19 protein-coding genes are annotated in these 26965 nt (G+C 45.5%); 8 read left to right on the forward strand and 11 right to left on the reverse strand.

All coding sequences use genetic code 11. The annotated features are described in order from the left end of the window. Positions 1-15: 15 nt before the first annotated feature. Positions 16-1401 (reverse strand): alpha-L-fucosidase, encoded by a 1386-nt coding sequence (locus BLP33_RS07640; RefSeq protein ID WP_090526108.1) that lies wholly within the window; start codon positions 1399-1401, stop codon positions 16-18. Between the two features lie 357 nt (positions 1402-1758). Here BLP33_RS07640 and BLP33_RS07645 point away from each other — a divergent pair, with 357 nt between their 5' ends. The 7 genes from BLP33_RS07645 (at position 1759) to BLP33_RS07675 (ending at position 8720) form a co-directional block, all read left to right on the forward strand. Beyond that, positions 1759-2121: a transmembrane 220 family protein gene (locus tag BLP33_RS07645; protein ID WP_090526109.1), complete on the forward strand. Its 363-nt coding sequence runs from the start codon at positions 1759-1761 to the stop codon at positions 2119-2121. A 36-nt stretch (positions 2122-2157) separates the two neighbouring features. Next, positions 2158-3030, forward strand: coding sequence for an EboA domain-containing protein (locus BLP33_RS07650; RefSeq protein ID WP_175489964.1), 873 nt, complete (start codon positions 2158-2160; stop codon positions 3028-3030). A gap of 90 nt (positions 3031-3120) precedes the next feature. After that, complete coding sequence (locus BLP33_RS07655; protein WP_254780078.1) at positions 3121-4026, forward strand: TatD family hydrolase; 906 nt, start codon at positions 3121-3123, stop codon at positions 4024-4026. Between the two features lie 2 nt (positions 4027-4028). Next, positions 4029-4919, forward strand: a complete 891-nt coding sequence (gene eboC / locus BLP33_RS07660; protein WP_254780079.1) for a UbiA-like protein EboC — start codon at positions 4029-4031, stop codon at positions 4917-4919. A gap of 29 nt (positions 4920-4948) precedes the next feature. Beyond that, positions 4949-6121 carry a 3-dehydroquinate synthase gene (locus BLP33_RS07665; RefSeq protein ID WP_090526112.1) on the forward strand — a complete coding sequence of 391 codons (1173 nt, stop codon included), beginning with the start codon at positions 4949-4951 and terminating at the stop codon, positions 6119-6121. A 21-nt stretch (positions 6122-6142) separates the two neighbouring features. Next, entirely contained in the window at positions 6143-7354 is a 1212-nt protein-coding gene (gene eboE, locus BLP33_RS07670) for a metabolite traffic protein EboE (protein WP_090526113.1), read from the forward strand. 13 nt (positions 7355-7367) lie between these two features. Continuing rightward, entirely contained in the window at positions 7368-8720 is a 1353-nt protein-coding gene (locus BLP33_RS07675; RefSeq protein ID WP_090526114.1) for an alkaline phosphatase family protein, read from the forward strand. Positions 8721-8821: 101 nt separating this feature from the next. On the opposite strand, the gene BLP33_RS07680 is transcribed toward BLP33_RS07675, so the two are convergent. The 6 genes from BLP33_RS07680 to BLP33_RS07705 all read right to left on the reverse strand — a co-directional run bounded on the left by BLP33_RS07680 (position 8822) and on the right by BLP33_RS07705 (position 15640). Beyond that, a complete protein-coding gene (locus BLP33_RS07680; protein WP_090526115.1) occupies positions 8822-9910 on the reverse strand; it encodes an MBL fold metallo-hydrolase in 1089 nt (362 codons plus the stop codon). 301 nt (positions 9911-10211) lie between these two features. Continuing rightward, entirely contained in the window at positions 10212-10445 is a 234-nt protein-coding gene (locus BLP33_RS07685; RefSeq protein ID WP_090526116.1) for a hypothetical protein, read from the reverse strand. Between the two features lie 116 nt (positions 10446-10561). Further along, complete coding sequence (locus BLP33_RS07690) at positions 10562-10936, reverse strand: DoxX family membrane protein (protein ID WP_090526117.1); 375 nt, start codon at positions 10934-10936, stop codon at positions 10562-10564. A gap of 46 nt (positions 10937-10982) precedes the next feature. Continuing rightward, the gene (locus tag BLP33_RS07695) at positions 10983-12374 is read right to left on the reverse strand and encodes an MATE family efflux transporter (RefSeq protein ID WP_090526118.1); all 1392 of its coding nucleotides are present in this window, start codon (positions 12372-12374) and stop codon (positions 10983-10985) included. Between the two features lie 168 nt (positions 12375-12542). Further along, positions 12543-15179: a phosphoenolpyruvate synthase gene (ppsA, locus tag BLP33_RS07700; RefSeq protein ID WP_090526119.1), complete on the reverse strand. Its 2637-nt coding sequence runs from the start codon at positions 15177-15179 to the stop codon at positions 12543-12545. A gap of 5 nt (positions 15180-15184) precedes the next feature. Next, complete coding sequence (locus tag BLP33_RS07705) at positions 15185-15640, reverse strand: MarR family winged helix-turn-helix transcriptional regulator (RefSeq protein ID WP_090526120.1); 456 nt, start codon at positions 15638-15640, stop codon at positions 15185-15187. Between the two features lie 78 nt (positions 15641-15718). Between BLP33_RS07705 and BLP33_RS07710 the strand changes: the two genes are divergently transcribed. Continuing rightward, entirely contained in the window at positions 15719-16093 is a 375-nt protein-coding gene (locus BLP33_RS07710) for a DUF6597 domain-containing transcriptional factor (protein WP_139159952.1), read from the forward strand. Here BLP33_RS07710 and BLP33_RS07715 read toward each other — a convergent pair. The 4 genes from BLP33_RS07715 to BLP33_RS07730 all read right to left on the reverse strand — a co-directional run bounded on the left by BLP33_RS07715 (position 16052) and on the right by BLP33_RS07730 (position 26860). Then, complete coding sequence (locus tag BLP33_RS07715) at positions 16052-18307, reverse strand: CRTAC1 family protein (RefSeq protein ID WP_254780080.1); 2256 nt, start codon at positions 18305-18307, stop codon at positions 16052-16054. The genes BLP33_RS07710 and BLP33_RS07715 overlap by 42 nt on opposite strands. A gap of 90 nt (positions 18308-18397) precedes the next feature. Then, positions 18398-21970 (reverse strand): VCBS repeat-containing protein, encoded by a 3573-nt coding sequence (locus BLP33_RS07720; protein WP_090526122.1) that lies wholly within the window; start codon positions 21968-21970, stop codon positions 18398-18400. 108 nt (positions 21971-22078) lie between these two features. Beyond that, entirely contained in the window at positions 22079-23638 is a 1560-nt protein-coding gene (locus BLP33_RS07725; RefSeq protein ID WP_090526123.1) for a RagB/SusD family nutrient uptake outer membrane protein, read from the reverse strand. A gap of 24 nt (positions 23639-23662) precedes the next feature. Continuing rightward, positions 23663-26860: a SusC/RagA family TonB-linked outer membrane protein gene (locus BLP33_RS07730; protein WP_254780081.1), complete on the reverse strand. Its 3198-nt coding sequence runs from the start codon at positions 26858-26860 to the stop codon at positions 23663-23665. Positions 26861-26965: the final 105 nt, after the last annotated feature.

The raw sequence follows: 26965 nt of genomic DNA on the forward strand, positions 1-26965 counted from the left end.
AGGATATTTGAACAGTTAGTTAATTTTTGTTTTTAACTCCAAAGTGGTTGCCAGTGAATCGAGTTTTACTGTGGCTAAGTCAAGACTGATACCCGTTGAATCCTGATCAAATTTAACTTTTTTACCATGCAGTACCCTGCAATGAGTAATAGTTTGTTTAACAGGCGGTAATTTTATGATAGTATCTCCCGCCGGCATTTTCAGCACGTGGATATATATTTTATCCCCCCTGCTTGTGGCTCCATAAAAATCATCAACAGGTTGAAAAGGTCCCGGACGCGTTTGATATATGCTCTCGCCATTTTTTGCTAACCACTGCCCCACTTCTCTCAGGCGATCCACATGAGCAGGGGGAATAACACCGTCCGGATCCGGCCCAACATTTAATAACATATTTCCACCGCGGTCAACGGTATTAACAAGCATGTTTATAATCTTTTTCAGCGGCATCAATCGCTGAGCCTTATTGTATCCCCAACTGGTTTCATTAAGGTTCAAGCATTTTTCCCATGGAAAGGGAATAATAGACCCTTTAACATCCGCGCCACCTTCGTCGGTCTGGAAATCTCCCACCATCCCTGATCTTGGATTAATGACCACATCCGGGTTGTAGCTACGTACCATAGCATTAAGTTTTAATGGTTCCCAAAACCAGGCAGCGTCGGCATCGGTACCTTTATGCGCCAGCCAGCCCCCATCATACCACAAAATATCTATTTTGCCGTAATTTTTCATTAGTTCTTCTACCTGCCCATATGTTTGTTTTTTGAGCAAGGCAGCGTTGTCAGGAAGCCCCTTAGGGTCGAAATAACCAGGAAAACGCCAATCCAAAGGAGAATAATAAATGCCTACATAAAGGCCTGCTTTACGGCACGCATCAGTATACTCTTTTACAAAATCACGGTGAGCGGCAGTTTCCCAACTATCAAAATGCCGGTAACTTGAGGGGCTGTTCCAAAGGGCAAAGCCATCATGATGGCGGCTAACCATTACCATATATTTCATACCTGCCTCCTTGGCTACCTTAGCCCATTCTGTGGCGCTAAAATGTTTTGGGTTAAACTGATCGGCTAACCTGGCATATTCCTCCGCCGATATCTTTTGATTAAACATGGTCCATTCACCCGTGGCCGGAATTGCATATAGGCCCCAATGTATAAACATCCCAAATTTCTGATCCTCCCACCATTGCATCTTTTCGGGCGGAAGATTAGAACCTGGGCCCGATACACCCTGCCCTGCACCCTTTAATGCGGGGTACACCTTACCTTTTTCCATTGATTTTCGTTCTGCGTCGCTCATTTGCTGGCTCCTTACCACAAAAGAATGGCTCAATAGTGTTAGCAGCAAACAAGCTGCCTTGATCGTGTTTTTTCGGTTAAACATAATTAGGGTTTTCATACAGTAACAATTCAGGCAATTAGCGATGGTTTAAACCTTTTGTATGATAATAAACCCAACGTTTTTCAGGACGGTTTAATTAAGGTATACGCCACGCTAAATTAATTAAAGCCAGCGACGCAGAATTACCTAAACCAGACTTTATTTTATACAAAAACGACCTCCGGCCGGTGTCTCTTCCGGCTCTGCAAAAACTCATCACTTCCGATATGTAAGCGTTTTTGCCTGGTTACAATGCAAAAACACTGCCCATCTCCAATAGAAAGTGAAGTTGTCAAGAGAAAGAAAATTTATATTGATATATGAGCCTTAGATTACATTACATTTATTAATTTGCCTGGCTCCGATCTGTTCAATATGATTACTATTATAAATATCATTTTCTGTCTCTCTTTCCTGGTCTTCGCTTACCTTAACCTGAACGATGTCGATCCATGGCTTTGGGTACCAATCTACCTTAGTGCGGCGGTGTGTTGCGGGCTGGTAGTTTTTCACCTGGTTTATCCGAGGTTGTATCTATGCTTGATCGCGATATATCTTGTTCATGCAGGTATCATTTATTTTTCTAAAGATGGTGTCCGCGACTGGATAACGAAATATAACAGGCCAAGTTTGGTAGAAACGATGCAGGCAGACAAGCCTTATATAGAAAAAACGAGGGAGTTCTTTGGCCTGCTGATCATTGCCGGCGCATTGCTCATCAATTATATCGCGGCCTGAGCAACACAGATCGGTCAACCCTGATGATTTGAAGATATGTTCACTTATGATATAGAAAAATTTAAGCCCCTGCTTACAGATCTCATTGCAAGGCATGTAAGCCCGGATGCAAAAGACTGGCTGCTGGCCCAGGGAGCCCATGCTGCATCTGCTGCAGCATTTAACGCTACCTTCACCGCTTTGCCGCGTAAGACAGGAAAAGCTCCGGTCAATGCCGGTACTGAAAACGAAGCTGGTTTATCGGCTATCCGTAAAGATTTTTCGATCGCAGGATGGTCGGTTGACAGGCTTGCCAGGGTATGGCTGTTGTTAACGCTTGACACCACCGATAAAGATCGTTATCAGCGGAACATCGAGAACTTATTCTTAGCTGCTGAAATGAACGAATTGGTGGCTTTATATTCGGCTTTACCTCTGCTTGCTTACGCCCCGATATGGGTACAACGCTGTACGGAAGGCAACCGCAGTAATCTGGGCGTTGTGCTCGAAGCGATCATGTATCGCAACCCCTACCCTGCGGAAAACCTGCCCGAGCCGGCCTGGAACCAAATGGTGCTAAAGGCACTTTTCACCGAAAAAAAGCTGGAACTGATCACGGGATTGGACCAGCGTGCCAATGCCAGCCTTGCACATACATTGATCGATTACGCGCGAGAGCGCTGGTCAGCCGGCCGGAGTACAGATCCTATGCTATGGCGATTAGTAAGTCGCTTTATGGATGATGCTATACTGCAGGACATCAAGGAAGGATTACCGGGTGTAAGCGAACTTGAAAGGGAAGCGGTGGCATTAGCTATTGCCGAAAGCAGCTTTCAGCCAGCAAAAGAATTGTTGAAAGTTGATCATTTAAAGATGGCGGCGGGCAGAAAAACGAGTTGGAACGAATTTATTAACGATACAAAAAATTAATTTTGGGATATGTGTTGCAGCAATTTTGAAAACAGAGAGCAAATACCTGGCGAAAAACCAGAGTCATTTGATATAACGGCCATAAAAGGTATGCGTTTTTTTGACCCGCATGTACATATGACATCCCGTACAACTGATGACTACCAGGCTATGGCTGATGCGGGCGTGGTTGGGCTGATAGAACCGGCTTTCTGGCTGGGACAGCCCCGGACGGGCATTGACAGCTTTCGCGATTATTACAGCAGCCTGGTTGGCTGGGAAAGATTCCGCTCATCGCAGTTTGGCATTAAACATTATTGCACCATAGGGCTTAACTCCCGCGAGGCAAACAATGAAAGCCTTGCAGAACAAGTGATGGAAATACTTCCGCTGTTTGCTTATAAAGAGGGTGTTGTGGGTATCGGTGAAATAGGTTTCGACGATCAAACAGCGGCTGAAGAAAAATATTACCGCTTGCAACTGGAACTGGCCAGGGAAGCCGGCCTGCCGGTACAGGTCCACACGCCGCACCGCGACAAGAAAAACGGCACACGCCGTAGTATGGACATCGCGATAGAACATGGCATTGATCCTTATAAGGTCATCATTGATCATAACAACGAGGAGACCGTTAAAGAGGTCCTTGACCGGGGTTTTTGGGCCGCATTCACGATTTACCCCTTCACCAAAATGGGTAATGAGCGCATGGTTGAAATCGCCAGGCAATATGGCCCGGAGCGGATCATGGTCAATTCGGCTGCTGATTGGGGCATCAGTGATCCCCTGGCTGTGCCGAAAACCGCCGCACTAATGAAAATACGCGGTATCAGTGACAAAGATATCCAATTGATCACCTACGGTAACGCAATTACCGCTTTTGCCCAAAGCGGACAGCTCGATGAAACTGATTTCGCCGCGGTGAGGAACGTTGATCAAAGCGTAAAATTTGAAGGTAACAGTATATTGCGCGGCGGCCAGCAACCGAGAATCGATAAATCATCCATCATCATTAGCTAATCGTGATCTTGAGGAAACTGTACATTTATCTTCAGCTCATGCGGCCCGCCAATATTGTTACTTCGGTCGCAGATATTCTGGCGGGGATCGCTATTGCCAGTGCTCCGGGTACTTTAACGGAAAGAGCCTGGCCAACGGCCCTCCTCCTTTGCCTTTCCACAGCTTGTCTTTACGGCGGCGGTATTGTTTTTAACGATATTTTCGATGTGGAGACTGATAAGATTGAACGGCCTGAAAGGGCTATCCCCTCAGGCAAGGTTAGTTTACCGGAAGCTTCAGCGCTCGGCACGTTGTTGTTAAGCGCAGGCATTTTATTGGCATTTCTCGTTTCGGCGGCATCTGGTATAATCGCGGCAGCTATTGCGCTCTGCGCGCTGCTCTATGACAAGTTTGGTAAGCATCATCCCTTTTTCGGGCCGCTTAATATGGGGATGTGTCGGGGATTAAACCTGCTGCTGGGAGTCAGCCTCATACCGGATGCGCTCAACCATTGGTCAATGTTAGCATTAGCGCCTGTGGTTTACATATTCTCGATCACACTGACCAGTCGTGGCGAAGTTCATGGGGGCAAAAAGAGCAACTTGTATATAGCGGCATTTCTGTACGCCGCGGTCATTGCCTTTATCAGCTACTTTTCGTACGTTAATAACCGGCTGCTATGGTCACTGCTTTTCATCTTACCGTTTACCTGGATGATATTCAAACCGTTGCTCATAGCTATAAGAGAGCCAATCGGCAAAAATATTGGTAATGCCGTAAAGGCCGGGGTGATCTCCCTGATATTGATGGACGCTTCCTGGTCTGCCACATTCAGCTCACTTACATTCGCCTTGATGATCGCCTGCCTTTTACCGCTCTCGTTGTGGCTGTCGAAAATGTTTGCAGTCACCTAATTAATTTCAATAACAAAGATCTTCCCCCGATGGAACATTTGCAACAGAACTTCAGCGTAAAATATAGTTATAACGTCTTTTTTACTTCGGCCTTATTCGCAAAGGACAATCCCCTTCTGAACGGTTTTCTGGCAAACGCTGCTACTTCAGGCGCGTTAAGGAAGATCCTGTTTGTGATGGATCAGGGGGTGGCCGACGCCCATGAGCATTTATACTCCGATATCAACTCCTATTTTCAGACGCATACTGCTATTCAGCTGGTGCCCGAGATCTTGCTGATCCCCGGCGGCGAGTACGTAAAGAATGATGAACGCTATTTTGATATGATCCTCGAAGCGGTAAATAATTACGGTATAGACCGGCATTCATACATCGCCGTAATTGGCGGCGGGGCCGTATTGGATATGGCAGGTTATGCTGCTGCAGTAGCCCACCGGGGAGTAAAGCTTATCCGCATACCAACAACTGTGCTGTCTCAGAACGATTCAGGGATCGGGGTGAAGAACAGCATCAATTATTTTGGGAAAAAGAATTTCCTGGGCACATTCGCACCACCTGTCGCTGTTTTTAATGATGACCAGTTTTTGACCACCCTGACCGACCGAGACTGGCGTTCCGGAATATCCGAAGCTATCAAAGTTGCCCTGATCAAAGACCCTGTTTTTTTCAACTGGATAGAACAGAACGCATCCGCCCTCGTAAGCCGCGACGCGGCAGCAATGAATTACCTGATTTGGCGTTGTGCGCAGCTGCACATGCAGCACATTGCCGGCGCCGACCCCTTTGAAAGCGGTTCATCACGCCCTTTGGATTTCGGGCACTGGAGCGCGCACAAACTGGAATATCTCAGCGGTTTCGACGTTCGACATGGTGAGGCAGTAGCCATGGGGATAGCCCTGGATACGGTTTATTCCTGCCTTTGCGGCCGTTTAACCGCGGCGGACAGTGAGCGCGTGGTAAGCCTGATCCAAAACTTAGGTTTTGAAATCAGCCATGGGCTCTTAAAGATCAGCGGAGAAGACAGCCCATTATTGCAGGGCCTGGAGGAGTTTCGCGAGCATTTGGGCGGAGAGCTCACTATTACGTTACTCAATGCTATTGGCGAAGGTGCCGAGGTGCATGAAATTGATACCGAGCTTTTGAAACAAGCGAGTATTGAACTATACAACCGGCAATTCGAACTTCAACAAACGCAAATTTAAACAATACAAACATCTGCCCTCATGAAAATAAATGCAGCGCACCTGACCTATTGTACCAATATCCATCCCGCGGAGAACTGGCCGGAAACTTTCGGAGCCCTGAAAAACCATTTCCCGGCAATCAGGGCGGCCCTTGCAGGGAAGGAACAAATGGGTATTGGCCTGCGCCTTTCTAATATGGCGAGCCTGGGTTTGCTGGCAGAGGAAGATAACTTAGCGGAGTTCAAACAATGGCTGTTTGATCATGATGCTTATGTTTTCACGATGAACGGTTTCCCCTATGGCGGTTTCCACAACACCGTGGTCAAGGACGAAGTGCATGCGCCGGATTGGACAACAGTTGAGCGCGTGGATTATACCTTACGCCTGTTTCATATATTGGCCGAATTACTTCCTGAAGGTTTGCAGGGAGGAATTTCAACCTCACCCTTAAGCTATAAGCCATGGCATGCGGCCGGTGAAGCCCGGAACACTGCAAGGGCGATCGCCACGGAGAATATTTTAACGGTGGCGGCCGCACTTTTTGAAAAATACAGTTCGACTGGAATCCTGATGCACCTGGATATCGAACCCGAGCCGGATGGCTTCCTGGAATCAGGCCGGGAGTTTATAGATTGGTTTGAAAACGACCTGCTGCCGCGGGGTATTTTAGTGCTGGGAGAACAGTTTGGCCTGTCTCCGGCTGATGCAGAAGCAGTTGTAAAACAACATATTAACCTATGCTATGATGTTTGCCATTTTGCTATCGGCTATGAAGAACATGAGCGCGTCATTGATGAACTGGCCGCGAAAGGTATCTGGGTTGGCAAGATACAAATCAGTGCTGCCCTAAAGGCCCGCCTTCCGGTGAATTTGGCTATGAGGGATGAGGTGACCGACGCGCTTGCCAGATTCAACGAGCCAACCTATTTGCACCAGGTGATCGCGAAAACTGCAAATGGAGAATTGATCCGCTATCCCGATTTACCGGAAGCCCTGGCAGATAGCCGGAACCCGGTAGTCAATGAATGGCGTGCGCATTTCCATGTACCTGTTTTTGTGGAGGATATGGGTGTGGTGCAATCAACACAAAACGATATTATCAGGGTGCTCAACAAGTTCAGGAACGCTGCTTTTACACAACACCTGGAGGTGGAAACATATACCTGGAGTGTATTGCCGGATGAGCTGAAGGCCCCCCTAACGCAATCGATCATCCGGGAATTGGATTGGGTTAAAGCGCAGATATCATAAGAAAGAAACTAATATGAATAAAACGGTAGTTATCGATGTAGTAGGTTTATCCACGTCTCTGATCGGCGAGCATACGCCATTTCTTAAATCTTATACCAAAGACAGACATCTGACGCATATAACACCTGTATTACCTGCTGTTACCACCGCCATGCAGTCCGCCTACGTCACCGGTAAATTTCCTGTTGACAATGGCATTGTAGGTAATGGGTGGTATGACCGCGCGGATTGTGAAGTAAAATTCTGGAAGCAGTCAAACAAACTTGTGGAGGGACAGAAAATATGGGAAAAGGCCAAGAGCGAAGATCCTTCTTTTACGAGTTCGGTAATGTTTTGGTGGTATAATATGTACTCATCGGCGGATTACTCCGTGACGCCGAGGCCAAACTACCTTGCGGACGGACGAAAAATACCGGATTGTTACTCGGAGCCTGCCGGCCTGCGCGATCACCTTCAGGCGAAGTTGGGGCAGTTTCCGCTTTTTCAGTTTTGGGGGCCCGGCGCCAACATCAAATCAAGCCGTTGGATAGCTGACGCTGCAATGGAAACAGATACGCTGTATGACCCGACGCTAACACTGGTATACCTGCCCCATCTGGACTATTGCCTGCAGAAATTCGGTCCGGATTTACCAATTATTGCCAAAGACCTGAATGATATTGATAAAATTATCGAAGATCTGGTTTCGTTTTACAGGAAAAAAGATGCCGAGATCATTATCCTTTCCGAATATGGTATCTCCCCGGTGGACCGCCCGGTTCATTTAAACCGGGTATTGAGGCAAAACGGCTTGTTAGGCATCAGGATTGAGCGTGGACTGGAGATACTTGACCCTGGCGCTTCAAAAGCCTTTGCGGTAGCTGATCACCAACTGGCACATGTCTACATCAACGATGCGAGCGTAACGGCAAAAGTCAAAGCGCTGCTTGAAGCCGTGCCTGGTGTTGAACGGGTGCTTACCCGGGAAGAGCAGGCCGCATATCACATCGACCATCCCCGGGCCGGCGACCTGGTCCTGATCGCTGATGAAAGAAGTTGGTTCACTTATTACTTTTGGCTGGATGACGCGCTTGCCCCGGATTACGCGCGCGTAGTTGACATCCATAAAAAACCGGGTTATGATCCTGTTGAGATGTTTATGAGCTCAAAGCTCCGCGCCGGCTACAAGTTGCTGCGCAAAAAGGCTGGTTTCAGGTATGTGATGGATGTCATTCCCCTGGATGCCGCCCTGATTAAAGGCTCTCATGGCCGGGTGGATGTACCGTCAGAATATCAGCCGGTGATCATTACCGATAACCCATTGGAAAAACAGGACCTGATAGCGACCGACATTCATGATATCATCTGGAGGCACCTGAAAAATTGATTAGCTAAGCTGGCCTTGTATACTGATTGCCGGTTGTTCAAATGATCATCCTGCCATCGGATATGATCCTTCTTATTAACTATTCAATATTACAAAAGCAGTTATTCAAAATTCCACCACGCAACCTGTTTGAGGGGGCTGCCTAAAGTGTAAGGCTCCCCAATACGCGGAACGTTTAGTTCGACACCCAACTCCTTTGCTGCAGGCACAAGCCTTTTTATCGGTTCGTTCCAGGGCTGGTTAGCTTCAATAAACTTAGCCCAGTGAATAGGCTGTAACAAACGGGCATGCAGGTCAGCAGCAGCCTGTGCGGGTTGCCCTAACCACAGGTGCGTCCATGGCCAATTGGGGCTATACTGCCCGCATTCCAAAAACGCCAGATCAAATGGCCCGAATTGCTGGCCTATTTGTTTAAAATGCGGCCCGTACCCGCTATCGCCACTGTAAAACAGCCTATAACTGCCAATCTGAAAAACGTAAGAGGCCCATAATGTTTTATTCTCATTCTTATACGTACGATTGCTGCGATGTTGGGCTGGGGTGGCGGTAACCCGAATACCACCTGACAACGTAATCGATTGGTTCCAATTAAGTTCGATGATCTTTTTAGGGTCAAACCCCCAGTATACCAGATCAGCGCCTACTCCCATGGGCACGATAGCCATTTTAATACGGTTCTTTAATTTTTTCAAAGTTCGATAATCCAAGTGATCGTAATGATCATGAGAAATGATCAGCGCATCTATTTGAGGCATATCATCGGCGTGATAATGCTTTGTACCCGGGAATGCGGTAATCAATCCGGGCACCGGTCCGGCATGATTGCTAAAAACCGGATCAATGAGCATATTAAACTGTCCGCTTTTTATAAGTAAAGACGAATGTCCAAACCAAACGATCGTAGGTGCAGGAGCAGCTAATGAATTCAGATCGGTTTTAATCCACGGAAGTGCATGAGAAGGCCTGATGGTTTCAGGACGTCTGCTCAAAAAAAGAAATTTACGTTTGACCGTAGAATCGGAAAGTTCAGCCAAATTTATAAAAGCTCCATTTTTATAATTTGGTAAAGAATCCAACCGGGTAAGTTCTTCGCCATCCGGATTTTTACCCAGAGATTTAACTACGCCGCAACCGTCGACCGTCAATAATAACAGTGCAGCCAACACAATTCCCAAACACGCTCTTTTCATGCACTAAATGATGAATGTAACGCTTAAAAACAACATTTATTTTATCGATGCGTAATCTGTCTTCCCGGCTGCCATATTCCCACAATTTGAGCCGGCCGTTCTGAATTTATTTCAAAACATAACAAAAGACGATTTTAAGGCAGGTGAGTTTCCGACGCAAGCCGGCCAGTGTCCGAGAACGATATTGTTGGCTATCGACGGCGAGACGAAATTATCGTGGGAACAAGGGCAGACTCAGAAACAACTCTGATAACACTTTACTCCACCTCAATTCAACGTAACCGGATCCCCCAGGGACGTGCTAATCTTCGCGATTTTTAATTACAAGGTTATCTACGCTGAGATTACCGACATGGAGGTTTCTGATTACAGCTTTTTTAACCATGATTCGGCTAATCACCAATGCGCCTATAGCAATCGCGCCAATAGCCATAGATCCCAATGCTAACACAGCAATTGCTGATGCCCCGGTTGCAGAAGCTCCGGTTACCCCGACACAGTTTGTTTTGCCCGTTTCCTTTTCAAAAAGTTTCATGTGATTTTTAATAAAGTCTCTCAAATACGTAACACGACTTGCCTATAATCATTTGTAATTTCCAATTCACCGGACGGTTATTATTTAGTTGCGGAATAGCCAGACTATGCCATCCGCTACCGGATCATGTGAAAATATTTCTCCCTGTTTTCAAATAGCACCCAGATGAGCACCGCCCAAAGCACAAGCACCATCGGTATTCCCGAAGATAAAGAAATAACAGTTAACAATATGCCAACCATAACTGGAAAAATGATCACCGCGCCTAAAGCCCTGAAACGGGGAATAATCACCAGGATCCCTCCAATAATTTCGGCGATGCCGATAAGTGGCATCAGCCATTTGATCTGCATAATGGCGCCAAACATGGCCATAGCATTTGGCGGCATATCTTTTGGTACAGGCATGTAATTTAAAAACTTGTTCAGGCCTGCATTGATAAACATCAGCCCGAATAACAGGCATGCAATGAATAGGATTTTGTTTTTCATTTTTTATGTGGTTTAATTGTTTTTTAGTAATTCAATATGGACGGCCTTACACTTTCACCTTTTTCCAGTTCCCTTTTTTAAAGTAATACCAGGAAACCAGGGCTAAAAGCGCCTCCGCCGCGGGCACCGCTGCGATGGCGCCTGCCGAATGCCATCCTAAGCCTTTTGCGAGTAAGTAAGCTAAAGGCACCTGAAAAAGCCAGAAGCACCCAAAATTGATCCATGTAGGCGTTTTGGTGTCACCGGCCCCGTTTAAGGCCTGGCTCATGACCATGGCTATAGCATAAAAAATAAATCCCGAACCGATGATCCGGAGCGCCGTACTGCCAAAGTTCAAAATAACGGGTTCGGTTGTAAATATGCTGATGATGGGACGGGCAAAGAACAGGAACAGCAGCATGACGAAACTCATCAATACAGCATTATATCGCGCCGTAAGCAACACACTTTGAGCCGCCCTTTCAACATGACCTGCACCTAAATTTTGCCCTACCAGGGTCGCAGCAGCATTACTTAACCCCCAGCATGGTAAAATAAAGAAAACAAAATTCCGAAAAGCGATCTGGTAGCCGGCTGAAGCTGCTGTACCGCCGGTTTCAGCAACCAACCGCGTCAAGATGATCCAACTGCCGCTTGCAATGATAAATTGAAAGGTTGCCGGCCAGGCCACAGCGATGATGGTCTTTACCACAGCGGGATCCCAATTAAAGTGGACACTGCGAAATTTCAGAATGCCGCTGCCTTTAAACAGGTGGTATACCTGGAAGGTCACCCCGCAACTCCTTCCAATTACGGTGGCCATAGCAGCGCCCTTCAACCCAAAAAAGTGAATGAAAACCGGGCAGAGAATAATGTTTATAATGCTTGCAATCCAAAGGCTCTTCATCGCCATGGCGGCGTCACCCGCGCCGCGAAAAATTCCGTTGATCAGAAACAACAGGATAATAATAAGGCTGCTGCCCAGCATGATCCGGGTAAAAATAGCTCCGTCCCTCACCACTTCTTCGCTTGCACCCATTAACTTTAAGATCTCAGGTGCATATAAAACACCAGCCATGCTTACTATTATAGTTGTAATCAGGCAAATTACCAGCGCCTGGGCTCCTGCATGTGCCGCGGCTTCCGGTTTCTTTTCACCAATCCTTCGCGCTACGATTGCCGTGGCCGCGGTGCTTAAGCCAATAGCGATGGAATAGACAATGGTGATCACCGACTCCGTTAAACCTACCGTGGCTATAGCGTTTTGTCCAAGTTTACCTACAAAGAACATATCTACCACCGCAAAAACGCTTTCCAGGCTTAATTCCAGGATCATTGGGATAGCCAGTAAAAAGATGGCTTTCGGGATACTGCCTTGTGTATAATCCTGCTGCTCGCCGTTTAGAGAAAGCTTAATGGCGTTCCAAAGCTTTGAGCTTGTAATTTGTATTGTACTCATCGTTATTTGCTTGTTTAAAAATTTTGTACGGTTTACTTTGTTGTTTTCGTAACACGATCCTAATTGATCATAAACTTAATCAACGATACAAAGATGGGATGCACGCCGGTGTTTCGCAGTGTGCAAAAGCGACAATCCCGGGGGTAATTCGCGACAAGATTATTTCCACTACACGTCTGCTTCGCTCATAATCTCCACATACCCTGCGGTTCCATGCACACGAATGCGTTGACCGTCTTTAATCAGCTTGGTCGCGTTTTCCACGCCAACAACCGCCGGCAAACCGTATTCACGGGCTATTACCGCGCCATGTGTCATCAGTCCGCCAACTTCCGTAACCACGCCCTTGATGGCTAAAAATAAAGGGGTCCAGCTTGGGTCGGTAAAGGTTGTAACCAGGATATCGCCATCTTCCAGATCAGCACCTTCTACGTTTAGCACCACTCGTGCGCGCCCTTCAACTATGCCGGAAGAAACAGCGAGACCGGCCAGGGCCCCTGCCGGGATATTTTCCCGTCTGTAATGACCTGTTATTACCTCACCTTCAGATGTAATAACTCGTGGCGGCGTCAGCTTTTCATAAAATTGATAATCCGTTTTGCGCTGGTCAATAAGCTGGTAATCTACTTCTCCGGTACGCACCGCCTCCTGCAACTCTTCAAAATAAAGATAATAGCTATCTTTTTCATCATGAAGCACACCGGCTTTTACAAGGCGTTCGGCTTCCTGAAGCAAAGCCTGCTTATAGATAAAGTACCTGCTCACGATATCGTATTTCGGATATTCGCGGTAGCCGATAAAATTCCGCAACAGGTCAATCATCTGCTTCGTTTCCCGGGCTTTTTCTTCACCATCAGGCAATTGTTTCAAGCGCAACATTAAGTCTTGTTCTTTTTCTAAGGCTGCCTGCTTCCCCTGCTTAAATCTTCGGGTGCTCTCCCCTGGTTCGAGGTTTTTGGTATTACTCAAGATCATCGGAACCAGCGCACCTGGATTTTCCCTCCATCGGGTACGGGTAATATCGATCTCGCCGGCGCAACGCATACCATACTTGTTAAGATAAGCAATGAAAGCGTCGTGTACTTGCGATCCGCCCTCCAACTGGCATAACCCATTCAATAAATTATTCTGTTTTGCCCCTTGCAGATAGGCGATGACCTCCGGATAGGGACGAATCACATCCGCCAGGTCCAAAAGTTCAAGGCCCATTTCTGAGGTAATGTTGTTTGGAACAGAAAGCGACAGAACATCTGCTGCGTTGATTTCACCAAGCCACTCTTTCATCTTGTCATTGATCCAGGCCGATGCATGGATGGCCGCCATGATCACGTTCAGATTTTTCTTTTCTAAAGACAGCTGCCTCCGTTGCTGCATATCGTCCAGGATGTAATCAAATACATCGGGTCCTGTTTTTGCCCGGATGTTATCTTTCAATGCTGATACCGACTTTTCACTGCTATTGATGAGATCGGCAACAATTCCCACGTCGTTCCCTACTTCCGTGAGTATATCCGACGCTGACATCCCGTGATGACCTTTAACCTGTCCGGGAATATTGGCTTCAGGGTCCTCTTTTACAAAGTTTCGATCGATTACAGTCATCAGTGCGTCTTTTATGAGCGGATCTGAATGCCCCAACACGTTCAACAGATTTTCCCTGCCTGCCGGCGAAGCCAGGCCCTTCGAGATATCAACAAATAACCTTCCGCCAGCCATTTTGAACATCGCGCGGTTTCCGGTTAACATCCAAACGGATATGCCGAGTGGTTTAAATGCATCAGTCATCATTTGTTGATGCCCTACAGATACATAAACCCGGTTCTCCTGATCGTCTGCCGCTGGCACAGGATATATTGTGGTGATTGGCCGGCTTTGTACAATATAGAATTTATCGTCAGCTAAACACCATTCAATATCCTGGGGATGGCCGAAATGTGCCTCGATCATCCTGCCCGCTTGTTCGAGTTTTAGAATTTGCTCGTCAGTTAGTGCTTGCATATGTTGTTGCTCCGGCCCGATCTCTGTTTGCCTGGTGCCGCCATTTTTAATGATCTCAATAGCGATCCTTTTCTCCGAAATCTTCTTTTCAATAATTCTTGACTCACGCACCTGGTAATTATCGGCGTTAACCAAACCAGAAACCAGTGCTTCCCCCAAACCAAAGCTTGCATCTATCGAGCTCACTGTCCTGTTTCCATTAACCGGATGGGCTGTAAACAGCACGCCTGCTACCTTTGCAGCTACCATTTGCTGTACAATAACAGCCAGGTAAACCTTGCGGTGATCAAAGCCATTCTGAAGCCGGTAGATTATGGCACGTTCCGTAAAAAGAGATGCCCAACATTTGCTGATGTGTTTTAAAATAGCGGCTTCGCCGATAACGTTTAGGTAGGTATCTTGTTGTCCGGCGAACGATGCGGTGGCTAAGTCCTCCGCTGTCGCACTTGAACGAACGGCGTAAGCGTAATCACTTCCATATTGGTCCATATGCGCAACGATCTGGCTTTTCAGTTCCTGAGAAAGAGCTATCGATTCTATCAGCGTTCTGATCTTTTTGCTTATTTCATTGATCTCATTCTTTTGGTTTTCGGTTAGCAATGCTAATTGCTCCAGCAGTGAATTAAACTCCTGGTCGTTCCCAACAGTTTCTTTAAACGCTTCAGTGGTTATACAAAAACCGTCAGGCACATTAAGCGCCTTAATTTTGTATAATTCTGCCAGATTTGCCCCCTTGCCCCCGATTAACTTAATAAACGTTTTATCGGCCTTTTTTAAATCAACAATGTATAAACTTCTGTTTTTCATATACCTCACTTGTCTTTAAACTGATTGGCTGTTTCATTCATAATTGCAATCGATCCTTCCAAAAATTTTTCGATAATTTTCAAATCTTCTTCAGCGAAAGAACCGATCAATTGCTCCGAATGGCTGCGATAATCCTTGTAAAGCGGAGCCATGAGCTGCATTATCTTTTCAGTATCCGGCACTACCAATACTTTTCGCCTGTCCGTTTTCGCAAATTCTCTTTTGACCAGGTCTTTTTTCTCAAACCGGTCAATCAAACCTGTAACAGCGCCGCTGGTAAGCCCTGTTACTTCCATAAGCTCACCGGCTGTCATGGCCCCTTTCACCAGGAAAAAGCCCAGGTATTTTTGATCGGTACCTGATAGTCCGGCTTTTCGAGCGATATTTTCATGCATTTGAATGGATGTATAAGCATACAACTGGCTTAGTTTTCTTATCCGGGTAATAGCTTCGCTTTTCACAATATCTTTGTAACTTTGATTATCTTAGTTACAAAGATAATTTTATTTTATTAATTGAAAGAAGTAATTTAGAAATCGGTGAATATAATTACGTTGTTTCCGCCTCCCGACCTTGACGAATATGTCGCTGGTATACTGACCATTGAAAGCAAAACCCTCAGTGCTGATTTTATTTTGCCGCTTTATGCCAATGGCTGCCCTACACTGGTATTTCAAACGGCATTAGGAAAGCGTTCTGAATCGGATACCGGATATCTTAACCTCTATGGACAAACAATCCAACCGAAAACGCTCATGATCAAACAGCCTTTTACGTTGATTGCCTTTTTTATGCTCCCACATATCGTCCAGAGCTTATTTGGTGTAAGTGCCCGTGAATTAACCGACAGCTATCTCGACTTAAGCGAGATCTCACATTTTCATCGCCATATTATTGATACTAAGTTTTTTTAATTGAATCAGGGCCACTTTCTCTTTTCCTTCGATAATGTGGTAAAACTGATTTACTTTCAAATTACGAAACCGTTGAACAGTATGGCTGCCAGCCCATGTTATTTCAAGCTCTTCGATAAGCCCGGCATGCCCTACCCCTATTTCCGCCTGTATGGGCGATGAACCAAAACTACCGCCCGAGTTTAGGTCGTGGTAAACATTTCTTTTAACACCATTGTCAACAAATGTTATTTTTAACCGACTGCCAATGGCAACCTTATTACATTTCACCCCTTCTGCCTTTATAGTTATCCAGTTATTATCGTTCTGACCAGGGTTTACGTACAAGGCACTGGTATAGGCATCGCCGGCGTAAGCCCCGCCCATTTCAATGAAGATATCCTGTAAACCACGGTTCCTGAAATCTGCAAACGCGACACCGTGGCCTTTTTGCAGGTTTCCCGTCCCGGAGACGCCTGTAATGTCCTCAAACCGCTGTCCGTCTAGGTTCCTGAACATTTTATTGGGTATAAGGGAGCCAAAATCGGGGTTGCCTGTGCCAAAATACAGGTCGGGAAAGCCGTCATTATCAATATCACCAAAGTTTGCGCCCATGCTGAACACTACTTTATCAAGACCCGTTTGTTTGGTAACATCAGTGAAAGTGCCGTTATGGTTATTTTTATACAGGTAAATGTTTCCTGCATTGGATATGGGCTTTCCGAGCGCTTCTGCAGCCGAATAATATCCCAGCGGGGCCTCGAATTTGTAATCTGCAATCAGGATATCCTGCCAGTCATCATTATTATAATCAAAAAACCAGGTAGTAAAAGTGCTGTTGGTATTTGCCAATATCCCGGATTGCTTGGTAACGTCTTCAAAGTCGGGGATATTCCCGCTGTTACCTTTATTTTTTAAAAGGTACTTACGCCCGTCCATTGTTGAAATAAAAATATCCGGCCACCCGTCATGGTTAAAATCTGCCGATGTAACCCCTTTTACGTATGACATTACATCGCAATGCGCTTTATGGCCAACCTCAGTAAAGGTACCGTTCCGGTTATTTATATAAATCATGCTCCGATGGATATTGACGCTGTCGCCGTTGTTAAAACCCTCCGCCCCTACAAATACATCAAGCCATCCATCATTATTAAAATCAGCCCAGACTGCCGCCTGTGTAGGGTGATAAAAAAGTAGCCCGGCGGGTATCGTTACATCCGTGAATGTGCCATCGCCATTGTTACGGAGCAGCGAGGCAGGCTGGTTGCCAAAACCGTTCTTTTTCCAGGCACCCCGCAGTACAAAAATGTCCATCTTCCCATCGTTGTTGTAATCAGTTTGCTGGATATTCAGCCCGCCTGTAAACTTCCCCAACCCGCTTGTTTCAGACTTGTCAATAAATGTTCCGTCCTGATTATTTTGAAAATAATGCATATGATCATCAAGTTCCGTTCCCGAGGTTACTATATCAAGGTAACCGTCGTTATTAAAATCATCTGCTATAACGCCACCCGCCCTGCTGTTCAGTTTAATACCCACATCGGCAGCCATATCGGTAAACGGCTTTATTTTTGTCGCGGATGTTTTATTGAGATTTGGGATTAAAAACGGCTTGGGCACACTATCGGGGTAGTGTCCCAATGTCATGTAAGCAATATTGAGCATCCAGCGGGATTCCAGGTCGGCCGGATGCTTCTTCAAAATGCTTTCATAAACTGCAATAGCATGTCGCGAACCGGTTTGATTTACATGAATCGCGTTATCCCTTATTGGGTAGGTACATGACATTCGGTTGTGGTTCAACATACAATTAGTTCGCTCGCCTAACCTCATGTAGGCCAGTGCCATATCCGGTTCAAATAAGTCACGCTTTGAGCTATCGGCCCCCATCATCATTTTTTCGTAGATGGCAACAGCCTGTGTTTCGTCACCGGTTTCCAATAAAAGCTTAGCCTTGGTATTTAAAAGATAAAAATCATTTTCCCTGCCCGGCAGTTTAAGTAAGCTATCGCACTGCGCCACTTTCGCTTCGGGACAAAACGGATTGCGGCTGTTGTAATCCTTTTGGTTCAGACCGGCAATGACCTGGATCATTTTACCCTCGGATGATTCGCGGCATGATGTAATAAATGACATGGCCGGTATCAAGAGCAAAAATTTTGCATAAATATTTAACGACGTTTTTCCACGGGCCAAATTCAAAGCAAAATTGATAATTACATTCTTCGGCATTTCGTTCTGTAAAATTAGCTACACATTATTTTTTCTTAAGACTCTGATCAATATTGAAGGTGTTATATTTTGAATACCACAAGCGGATTATTAAAGCTTAATTTCCCTACACCGGCCATCGTTAGATACAATCTTAACTTTCTGCACGTCCGGGCTTATTTTCAGAAACCTTGCCGATTGTGATAAAAAAGACGAGCCGTAATAAAACTCCTGCTTGGTAACCGAACCATCTTTTGCAGATACTTCCGCATAGGCATCCTGCGGCCCGATCTTTATGGTTTTTCCCGGTGCGTTGAGCTTTAACAACTTCAAATTGCCGTTATGCTCGCTGGCCGCGAGGTAGTAACGGCTATCGTTCCCCTTAAGTTTTACCAGGGCTTTCCCATCGCCGGGGAAACAGATCCCGCTTTGCAAAATCGTTAATGGCTTAAACCCTCCTTTACCATCACCTTTTAAAAGCAATCCGTTTAAGGCATCGTACCGGCCTACCGAAACATTTGTACTGTAATCGTTCCCGTTTATGGCTACGTCTAAATTGCCATCACCGTCAAAATCATCCACTACCATTCCGTTAATGGCAGAAACCTGCGCATAGTTTGGCAGAGGGTACATTTTAAATTTCCCGTTTCCTAAATTTTTGAGATAACATGAAGTAAGCGTATTGGCTTTTAACCGCAAGGCATTTTTCAGTTGTTCAGGCGATAACAAATCCTGCAACGTTGCGTGGCCAAAGGATCTGTAATTAACAAACTTTTTTCGGAGACTGATCATTTGCTTAATAGCATCGTCGCGAACAAAAGATGGAAATTCACGTTTCACCCCGTCAGTGTCGGGGAGGAATAGGGATGGAAAGGCATCAGTGGTTTTACGTTTATCAAAATCGCCTGCCGTGATATATACGGGCTCTTTATCGCTGGCTTTGAAAAAACTATTCTTTCCCAGGTTGCCAACAATATAGTCTATCTTACCGCAATGCCTGAAATCGCCGGCCGCGATGGAATTCCACCAGCCGATCTTATCAGCAATACCAGACGCTGCTGTGGAGTTAACGAATTTGCCCCCAACGTTTTTGATAAACGTAATGGGCATCCATTCACCCGCTATAACAAGATCCGGCCAACCGTCATTATCATAATCTGTAACCAGGGCATCACAGGTTAGCCCCAGATTTTTTAAGCAAGGGGCAACTGATGCCGTTACATCTGTAAATTGCAGCTTCCCGGGTTTACTGTCGTTTCGTAAAATAAAACTGGATACCGGGTTGGGATAATGCCAGGGATCAACCCGACCGGTTACCAGCAAGTCGAGCTTGCCATCCTTATTATAATCGAACGCTCTGACACATAGCTTACTTGTAAAATTACCGGGTAAGGCACCTTTTTGTTCGCTGAACCGCCCGCGGCCATCGTTAAGGTAGATGCGGTCTGCATAATTTTTTGAACCCGGCGCGCTTTCATATCCCCCGCTGGCCATATACAGATCTGGCTTCCCATCGCCATCGGCATCAAAGAACAATAAACTTTCATCCTTATAATTTGCACTGTCCGGTTTTACATCAATTAAATTTCGCTGATTAAATTTACCGTTAGCCTGCTGCAGGAAAACCTGAGCGGGAAATTTCGTGTTACCGCCAATAGCGATATCATCAAGCCCGTTGCCATCAATATCTTCGGCTGCAAGCGCCGGAGCGTACGCCGAAAATTTGTGAGGCAATAATTTCTGAATGGTAAAATCCGGAAAATCATCCTCCTTGTGCCTGTAACTAATACCTGCCGTGCCTGTAACTTCAGTAAACAGTGCCCCCCTGTTTTTTTGGGGTATAACCCAACTATAAGCCTGACGCGCATCATTGATATTTACTTTCAGCGTTTGATTAGCGCTTACATTTTTTAATACCTGCTTATAATTATTCGACCATCTCACTACTACAGAATCGAGCTTATTGACTTTGCCGAGGCCAAAGTGCGCGATGTTTTGGATAGAAGATAAATATCCACGATAAGGATTGTTCTCGTATACCTGGTGTTGCTTGCCTGCATAATAGATATCTACCCAGGCACCAATGCCATCCCTGTTAAAGTTGTTGCCATTCAATTTTACCTGCAAGTAATTTGATGGTTTGGAGGTAAGTGCGCGGCTATTGTTTTTATAGATAAGAGCCTCGTCATTGATGTTATTGATCACCATATCCATTGCACCGTCACTGTTCAGATCAGCATAAGCGGCGCCGTTTGAAAAGGTCGGTAAATCCAATCCCCATTGGCTGGAAACATCACCAAAGTTTAGGTCGCCATTATTTTGAAAAGCATAATTATGGATCTTGACTGTAGGAATCTGGTCAATAACAGTTTTTTTTGAGGCTGTGGAATAAGGATTGTTTCGGTAAACGATAAAGTCATGATCAGTAACATCCTTCGGAAATCCATTGGTTACAATGATATCACGGTAACCATCATTGTTGAAATCTGTTATCAAAGGCGTCCAGCTCCAGTCGGTCTCTGTAACTCCGCTCAAGAACCCGGTTTCACTGAATACGGAGTTCTTGATAGAATCATTCTGCCCCAATCCCGGCCCCTGGTTTATCTGCAAGGTGTTACGTGCATATTGATATTGGTATGCATAATGATTAAATAACTCGTACGACTGGTAGCTTTCCGGCATCGACATCATTTTTTTCCGGTAATTATCCGGTGGTGACATGTCCAGTTCAAATACATCGGCCAAACCATCGTTATTTAAATCTTCGATGTCCTGCCCCATCGAGTTCATCGAGGTGTGCTTAAAGTATTCTTTAGATCTATTGGTGAATGTACCATCACCATTATTGATGTAGAGAATATTGGGCGATATAAAATCGTCGGTAACATAAATGTCCTTCCAACCGTCTTTGTTTATATCCACAATAGTTGCCGCGTGCCCATAGCCTTCAATGGATATACCGGCTTTTTTGGATACATCGCTAAACACCGGGTGTTTAAGCTGGGCATCCCATTTGCTTTCATATAACCTCCCTGTACTCTTACCGCTGCCGTCCGCGATTATCGGGCGAAACTGGTTTGCGTAATAGCCATCGCCGGGGCGGTTAACGGTAAGATACATGTCCAGCTTGCCATCATTATTGTAGTCAAAAAAGGTTGCCATGGTAGAATATGCGTGTATATTTAGGCCATATTCTTTGCCTTCTTCCTTAAAGTGCGGTACCCCCTCTTTATCTGCCCCCTGGTTTATGTAAAGCAAATTTTGCCTTTTAACGCTATCCTGTAGCAGCGAATTGCATACATAAATATCCTGCAAGCCATCATTATTAATATCAATAACGGCAACGCCTCTGCCCCATTTTCCTAAACCATTAACGCCGGCTTTATCGGTGATATCATCGAACTTGAAGTCGCCACGGTTCAAGTACAGCTTGTTTGATACCATATTACCCGAAAAGTAAATATCCTGCAAGCCGTCGTTATTAAAATCACCTATACCAACTCCGCCACCATTGTAAACGTTGGCATTGTCAATCGGGTTGATAGAGTCGTTTTCGGTAATTAAATTATTGAAAGTAACGCCCGAATGCGAAGACGGTATCAATTCGAACAGTGTTGCTTTCTTTTTAGCACATGAAAAAAGAACAACACTAACGAGTAATAAAGCCGGGTAAAATTTCTTCATTTATAAATTGGTTTATATGGAAAAGATAGGCTGCTATGCACAGCCTATCTCTTTTAACAAGTCCGAAACTCTATACTTTTTAACTGCTATATATAAGCAAGTTAAGTATTAATAGCCAGGGTTTTGATGTCCGTTTACCTTAGGGTTATTATCCAACTCGGCCTGAGGAATTGGCAATAGTTCATCTCTTCCTTTTCTGAAATACGGGAATGGGTCAGTGGTGAAGTATTGCTTTTTCCTCCAGCGAAGGATGTCGATATTTCTTATTTCTTCGCAACCCATTTCCACCATTTTTTCGTGCATGATGGCTTTTACCACATCAGCTTTTGACGCTACAGGAAATTGCGCTGTTGGATAAAGAGGCATAGCAACATCCGCACGTGCACGAACCATATTGAGGTAGTTAATTGCTGCAGGAATATTACCCAGCTCATTTTCACATTCGGCCAGCATCAATAAAACCTCGGCATAACGGATAATGCGTTGATTATTGCCGCCCGGGTGGAAACCCGCTGCCGGCAAACCTTCCTTGTAGATGATCATGAACTTACGAAAACTGATCTTTTTGGTTACGCCGTTCATCACTGACGAGTTGCCGTTCTGGTCGCCGTCTGTTAGCACCGACGCACCTTTATTATAAGTGTCGCCCGATTGGTAACAGGTGTAGTGAAAACGGGGATCAGATTTGGCCGCGCCGGTAGCAGTGTTCTCAAATTCGTTAATCAATTTGTTTGACGGAATAAGATTTCTCCATGCTATGGGGTTGTATTCCTGGTTACGTACGGTAGACTGCGCTTCAGTAGGACTGTCACCGCCCCAGTTAAATCCGCCGTCGCCTTTGTCAACAAAAACGATCTCGAAGATGGATTCGCTATTGAATTCGGTCTCCTCCTCAAAGTTGTCGAGGTACCTGGCAGTAAGGGTATAGCCGTTTGCTCCGGTTGTAGGGATCTTTAAAAGCGCAGCTTTAGCACCGGCATAATCACCGGTTTGCATTAATACGCGGCCCAGCATAGCATTTGCCGCAGAAGCGGTTGCCCGGCCTTTATCGGTACCGGTTTTTTCAGGAAGAACGGCTGCTGCATCCTGAAGATCTTTAACAATTAAGGCATAAACCTCTGCTTCGGATGAGCGTGGCTGAAAATCGCCAACTGCCTTAGCAGGCGTTGTATAAACCGGCACCCCTCCCCATTGTGAAACCAGGTCGAAATAAGCCCAGGCGCGCAAAAACTTAGCCTCGCCAACCAACCGGTCACGCAGGGCCGTGTTATCAGTTACATTAGGCCCATTCGCAATAACTACATTCGCCCTGAAAATAGTTGTGTACCAGGTATTCCAAACAGAGTTCATCACCGAGTTGGCAGGATCAACATTACCGTTAAGCATCTGTCCCCTTGGGGCTTCAAGCTGCCCGCCGCCGCTTGCAACTTCATCACTTCTGAGGTCGTGAATAAAAAACCACTCCCTTGATACCAGCCCCAGGCTATGTATGGCAACATAAATAGCGTTTACCCCCTTGGTTAACTGATCGCTGGTTTTGTAGTATTGGTTCGTTGTTACATTATTAGGGTCGCTGGTGTCAAGGGACCCTTTTTTGCAGGAGTTAACCGTTGCCGTTACCATAATAGCTGTAAGGGCCGACCATATGTATATTTTCTTCGTTTTCATTGCTGTATCTTTTTAAATTAATCATTAAAAGGTCGCCTGTAAACCTAGCTGAACTGTTGTTGGCTGCGGATACTGGCCGTAATCAATACCGTTGGTAAGGGTACCATTACGAGAGCCGATTTCGGGATCAAGACCTTTATATTTAGTAAATGTTAAAAGATTGGTTGATGCCACGTAAATCCTGAGCCTGTTCAACGCGTTGTCTGTTTTTGACTTTAACCATGAGGTTGGGAAATTATAGCCTATCTGCATATTTTTAACCCGCAGGTATGAGCCGCTTTCAATCCACCTGGTTGAAGGCCTTTTGTTGCCGTTCGGATCACCTGAAATGGCGCGCGGGATATTTGTGTTGGTATTTGTAGGTGTCCATGCCTTTAACACATTGGTACCGGCATTGAAAAGCCTTGGCATGCCTTCGAGGATAATCCTTTCGCCATTAAATATCTTGTTGCCATAAACGCCCTGGAAAAACACTATCGCGTCGAAATTTTTATAGGAAGCGCTGTAGTTTAACGAGTAGGTGAATTTTGGCAGATAGCTACCAATAAAAGTGCGGTCAGCATCAGTGATAACACCATCGTGGTTTATATCCCTGAACTTGATATCGCCGGGAGCGGCATTCGTTTGCTTTGCTGAATTAGCAACTTCACCGGCGTTTTGGAATATCCCATCTGCAATATAGCCAAAGAATGATTGAACCGGCTGCCCAACTGCTGTTTTGGTTATAGGATCACCACCGCCATAATCCGCGTCGCCGCCGGCGGTAATGGAAGCATTGGCGGTACTAAGCGTTAAAACCTTGTTTCTGTTGAGGGAAAAATTTCCGGTAATATCATATTTAAATTCGCCGTGTGTTTTATGATAACCTAAACTAACTTCAAAACCGCGGTTACGCATTGAACCCACGTTAGCTAAGGTCCCGGTACCGTTAAAACCGAGGCTGGGCGAGGTAGGTACTGTTAATAGAAGATTATCGGTTTTCCTGGTATAAACCTCGGCAGATAATGTAAAGACATCCTGGAACAAGCCCAGATCTAAACCAATGTTGGTTTGTTTAGTTGTTTCCCATGACAAATTGAGGTTACTTAAACCACTGTAAAACGAAGCATTTCCAAGATCGGCCAGTGAACCGTTGAACGGATAGGTAGCTATGTTAGATGATATCGGTTGCAAATAAGGATAATTGCCCAATACGGTGCCATTGATACCTGTTACACCATAACCGGCCCTCAGCTTTAATGACGAAACCGACTTGAGCGACTTCATGAAATCTTCCTGGTCTACCTTCCAGCCTAATGACGCGGCAGGGAAACTTTCATGTTTATGCCCCGGCGCAAATACAGATAAACCGTCGCGACGTATAGAGCCTGATATCAGATATTTGCCTTCAAAATCATAACCCAAACGGGCTACTTCTGAAACGAGGAGATTGGTGCCGTAGGTATAATTAGTGAAAAGATTAGTCGCGCCATTTAGTGTCCTTACCGTATTGGTATTTTGGTTACCCGAAGAAACCTGATTGTCGCCGCGTGAGCTTTGGGCCTCGTAAACTAAAACGGCATTAACATGGTGCTTGTTGCCGAACGTTTTATCGAAAGTAAGCTGCTGCGAGTACAGTTGCGTGGTGCTGGTGCCCCTGGTGTAATTAATAACCGCGGTTGGCGATTGAGAGGTACCACCGTCATTATAAATAGGCGTGTAAGTATTATTCATGTTGCTGCCATAATCAATACCATAAATTGATTTAAAGTTAAGCCATGAAGTAAACTTCAGCGTAGCGTAAGCATTACCGTGGATAGTATAACCGTGATTGGTATTATCAATCAGTTTGGCTGCCTCAATCGGATTGGTCGGGTCCGAGCCATCGAAACTATTTTGTGGCCCCATAAACCCGCCGGCGTTATTTGGATTGTAGATTGGCAGATATGGCTGCATCCTCACCACATTTGTTATGGCAGACCGGTTACCCGCATCTACGCCGTAACGCTGATGATTGATGATGGCATTGAATGTTTCGCCAAACGACAGGATTTTACTGATCGTATGATCGGCGTTAACCCGAATTGCCTTGTGGTAGGCACTCAAGCCCTGGGCGATACCCTGCTGATCGAAGTAATTTGCCGAAGTATAAAAGCGGGTCACCGCGTTGCCACCGCTCAATGCCACATTGTGCTGCTGGATAGGAGCATTACTCCTGAAATACGCGTCCTGCCAGTTGGTATTTGTTTGAGCAAAGGTTTGGGAACTACCCGCATAAATTGGTTTGTTAAAGTTTTCTGGCAGCAGGCGCGGCGGTATGGCTATAACAGGAGTGGCTGAACCGTTAAGAGCGCGCTCATATTGCAAGTATTGCTGGGTATTAAGCAGGTCATACTTTTTGATTACATTTTGTATGCCATAGTATGAGTCGATAGTTATCTCTGTGCGGCTATTGTTGCTCCCCTTTTTAGTGGTTATAATAATAACACCATTTGTACCCCTGGAACCATAGATCGCCGCAGCACTCGCATCCTTCAACACGTCGATACTTTGAATATCCTTAATATCAACGCCTGTGAGGCTGCCCGGATATCCATCAACGATGTATAAAGGATCAGATCCGAAATTCACAGAGCTAATACCACGCAATGAAATAATAGCCCCGGTTCCCGGACCGCCGTTATTGGTAACAGTAAGACCAGCTATACGGCCTTGCAAAGCTTCAATGCCACCCACAGGCAGAGAGGCAAGAGTTTTGCCGCTAACCGATGAAACCGCTCCCGTTACCTTAGCACGTTTTTGCGATCCGTAACCAACCACAACAACCTCTTCCAGGTTCTTGGTATCTTTTTTCATTTGCACCTTTAGCTCGGCAGCGCTGGTAACCGTTATCTCTTGCTGTGCAAAACCAATTAATTTGAAAACGAGCACGGCTGAATTTCCGGGCACTGCTATTTTGAAGTTACCGCCGGCATCAGTAGTTACGCCTTGTGTTGTGCCTTTTATGGAAACCGCTACGCCGGGCAGGGGTTGGTTATCGTCATCAGTAACTTTGCCCGAAACGTTGAATGCAGGCTTCATTTTCAAAGCGCCATTTTTGTTAATGGTAATGCCATTCAATGAACCTGCTGAACCACGATTATGTGCAATTGACACCGATGGCATTGCGAGCGCGCATCCGGTTAAGATGAGCGTAGCGTAACGCCATTTGTTATTATAAATTTTTTGTAAAGAATACTTCATGTTATTAAGGTTTAAAATTTTCGATTCGATTAAGGAAACGTTGACGTGATTTGCTCTCGGGGCAACATTTACCGATATCGTTTAAGCTGTAAATGCCTAAAATTA

This window comes from Mucilaginibacter sp. NFR10 (genome assembly GCF_900100445.1).
GTDB lineage: Bacteria > Bacteroidota > Bacteroidia > Sphingobacteriales > Sphingobacteriaceae > Mucilaginibacter > Mucilaginibacter rubeus.

Bases quoted from the DNA above. Each gene is read 5' to 3' on its own strand.
- BLP33_RS07715 (WP_254780080.1), bottom strand. From the start codon at position 18,307: ATGCCGAAGAATGTAATTATCAATTTTGCTTTGAATTTGGCCCGTGGA.
- BLP33_RS07730 (WP_254780081.1), bottom strand. From the start codon at position 26,860: ATGAAGTATTCTTTACAAAAAATTTATAATAACAAATGGCGTTACGCT.
- BLP33_RS07690 (WP_090526117.1), bottom strand. From the start codon at position 10,936: ATGAAAAACAAAATCCTATTCATTGCATGCCTGTTATTCGGGCTGATG.
- ppsA (WP_090526119.1), bottom strand. From the start codon at position 15,179: ATGAAAAACAGAAGTTTATACATTGTTGATTTAAAAAAGGCCGATAAA.
- BLP33_RS07675 (WP_090526114.1), top strand. From the start codon at position 7,368: ATGAATAAAACGGTAGTTATCGATGTAGTAGGTTTATCCACGTCTCTG.
- eboE (WP_090526113.1), top strand. From the start codon at position 6,143: ATGAAAATAAATGCAGCGCACCTGACCTATTGTACCAATATCCATCCC.
- BLP33_RS07720 (WP_090526122.1), bottom strand. From the start codon at position 21,970: ATGAAGAAATTTTACCCGGCTTTATTACTCGTTAGTGTTGTTCTTTTT.
- BLP33_RS07645 (WP_090526109.1), top strand. From the start codon at position 1,759: ATGATTACTATTATAAATATCATTTTCTGTCTCTCTTTCCTGGTCTTC.
- BLP33_RS07650 (WP_175489964.1), top strand. From the start codon at position 2,158: ATGTTCACTTATGATATAGAAAAATTTAAGCCCCTGCTTACAGATCTC.
- BLP33_RS07695 (WP_090526118.1), bottom strand. From the start codon at position 12,374: ATGAGTACAATACAAATTACAAGCTCAAAGCTTTGGAACGCCATTAAG.
- BLP33_RS07655 (WP_254780078.1), top strand. From the start codon at position 3,121: ATGCGTTTTTTTGACCCGCATGTACATATGACATCCCGTACAACTGAT.
- BLP33_RS07685 (WP_090526116.1), bottom strand. From the start codon at position 10,445: ATGAAACTTTTTGAAAAGGAAACGGGCAAAACAAACTGTGTCGGGGTA.
- BLP33_RS07725 (WP_090526123.1), bottom strand. From the start codon at position 23,638: ATGAAAACGAAGAAAATATACATATGGTCGGCCCTTACAGCTATTATG.
- BLP33_RS07665 (WP_090526112.1), top strand. From the start codon at position 4,949: ATGGAACATTTGCAACAGAACTTCAGCGTAAAATATAGTTATAACGTC.
- BLP33_RS07640 (WP_090526108.1), bottom strand. From the start codon at position 1,401: ATGAAAACCCTAATTATGTTTAACCGAAAAAACACGATCAAGGCAGCT.
- BLP33_RS07680 (WP_090526115.1), bottom strand. From the start codon at position 9,910: ATGAAAAGAGCGTGTTTGGGAATTGTGTTGGCTGCACTGTTATTATTG.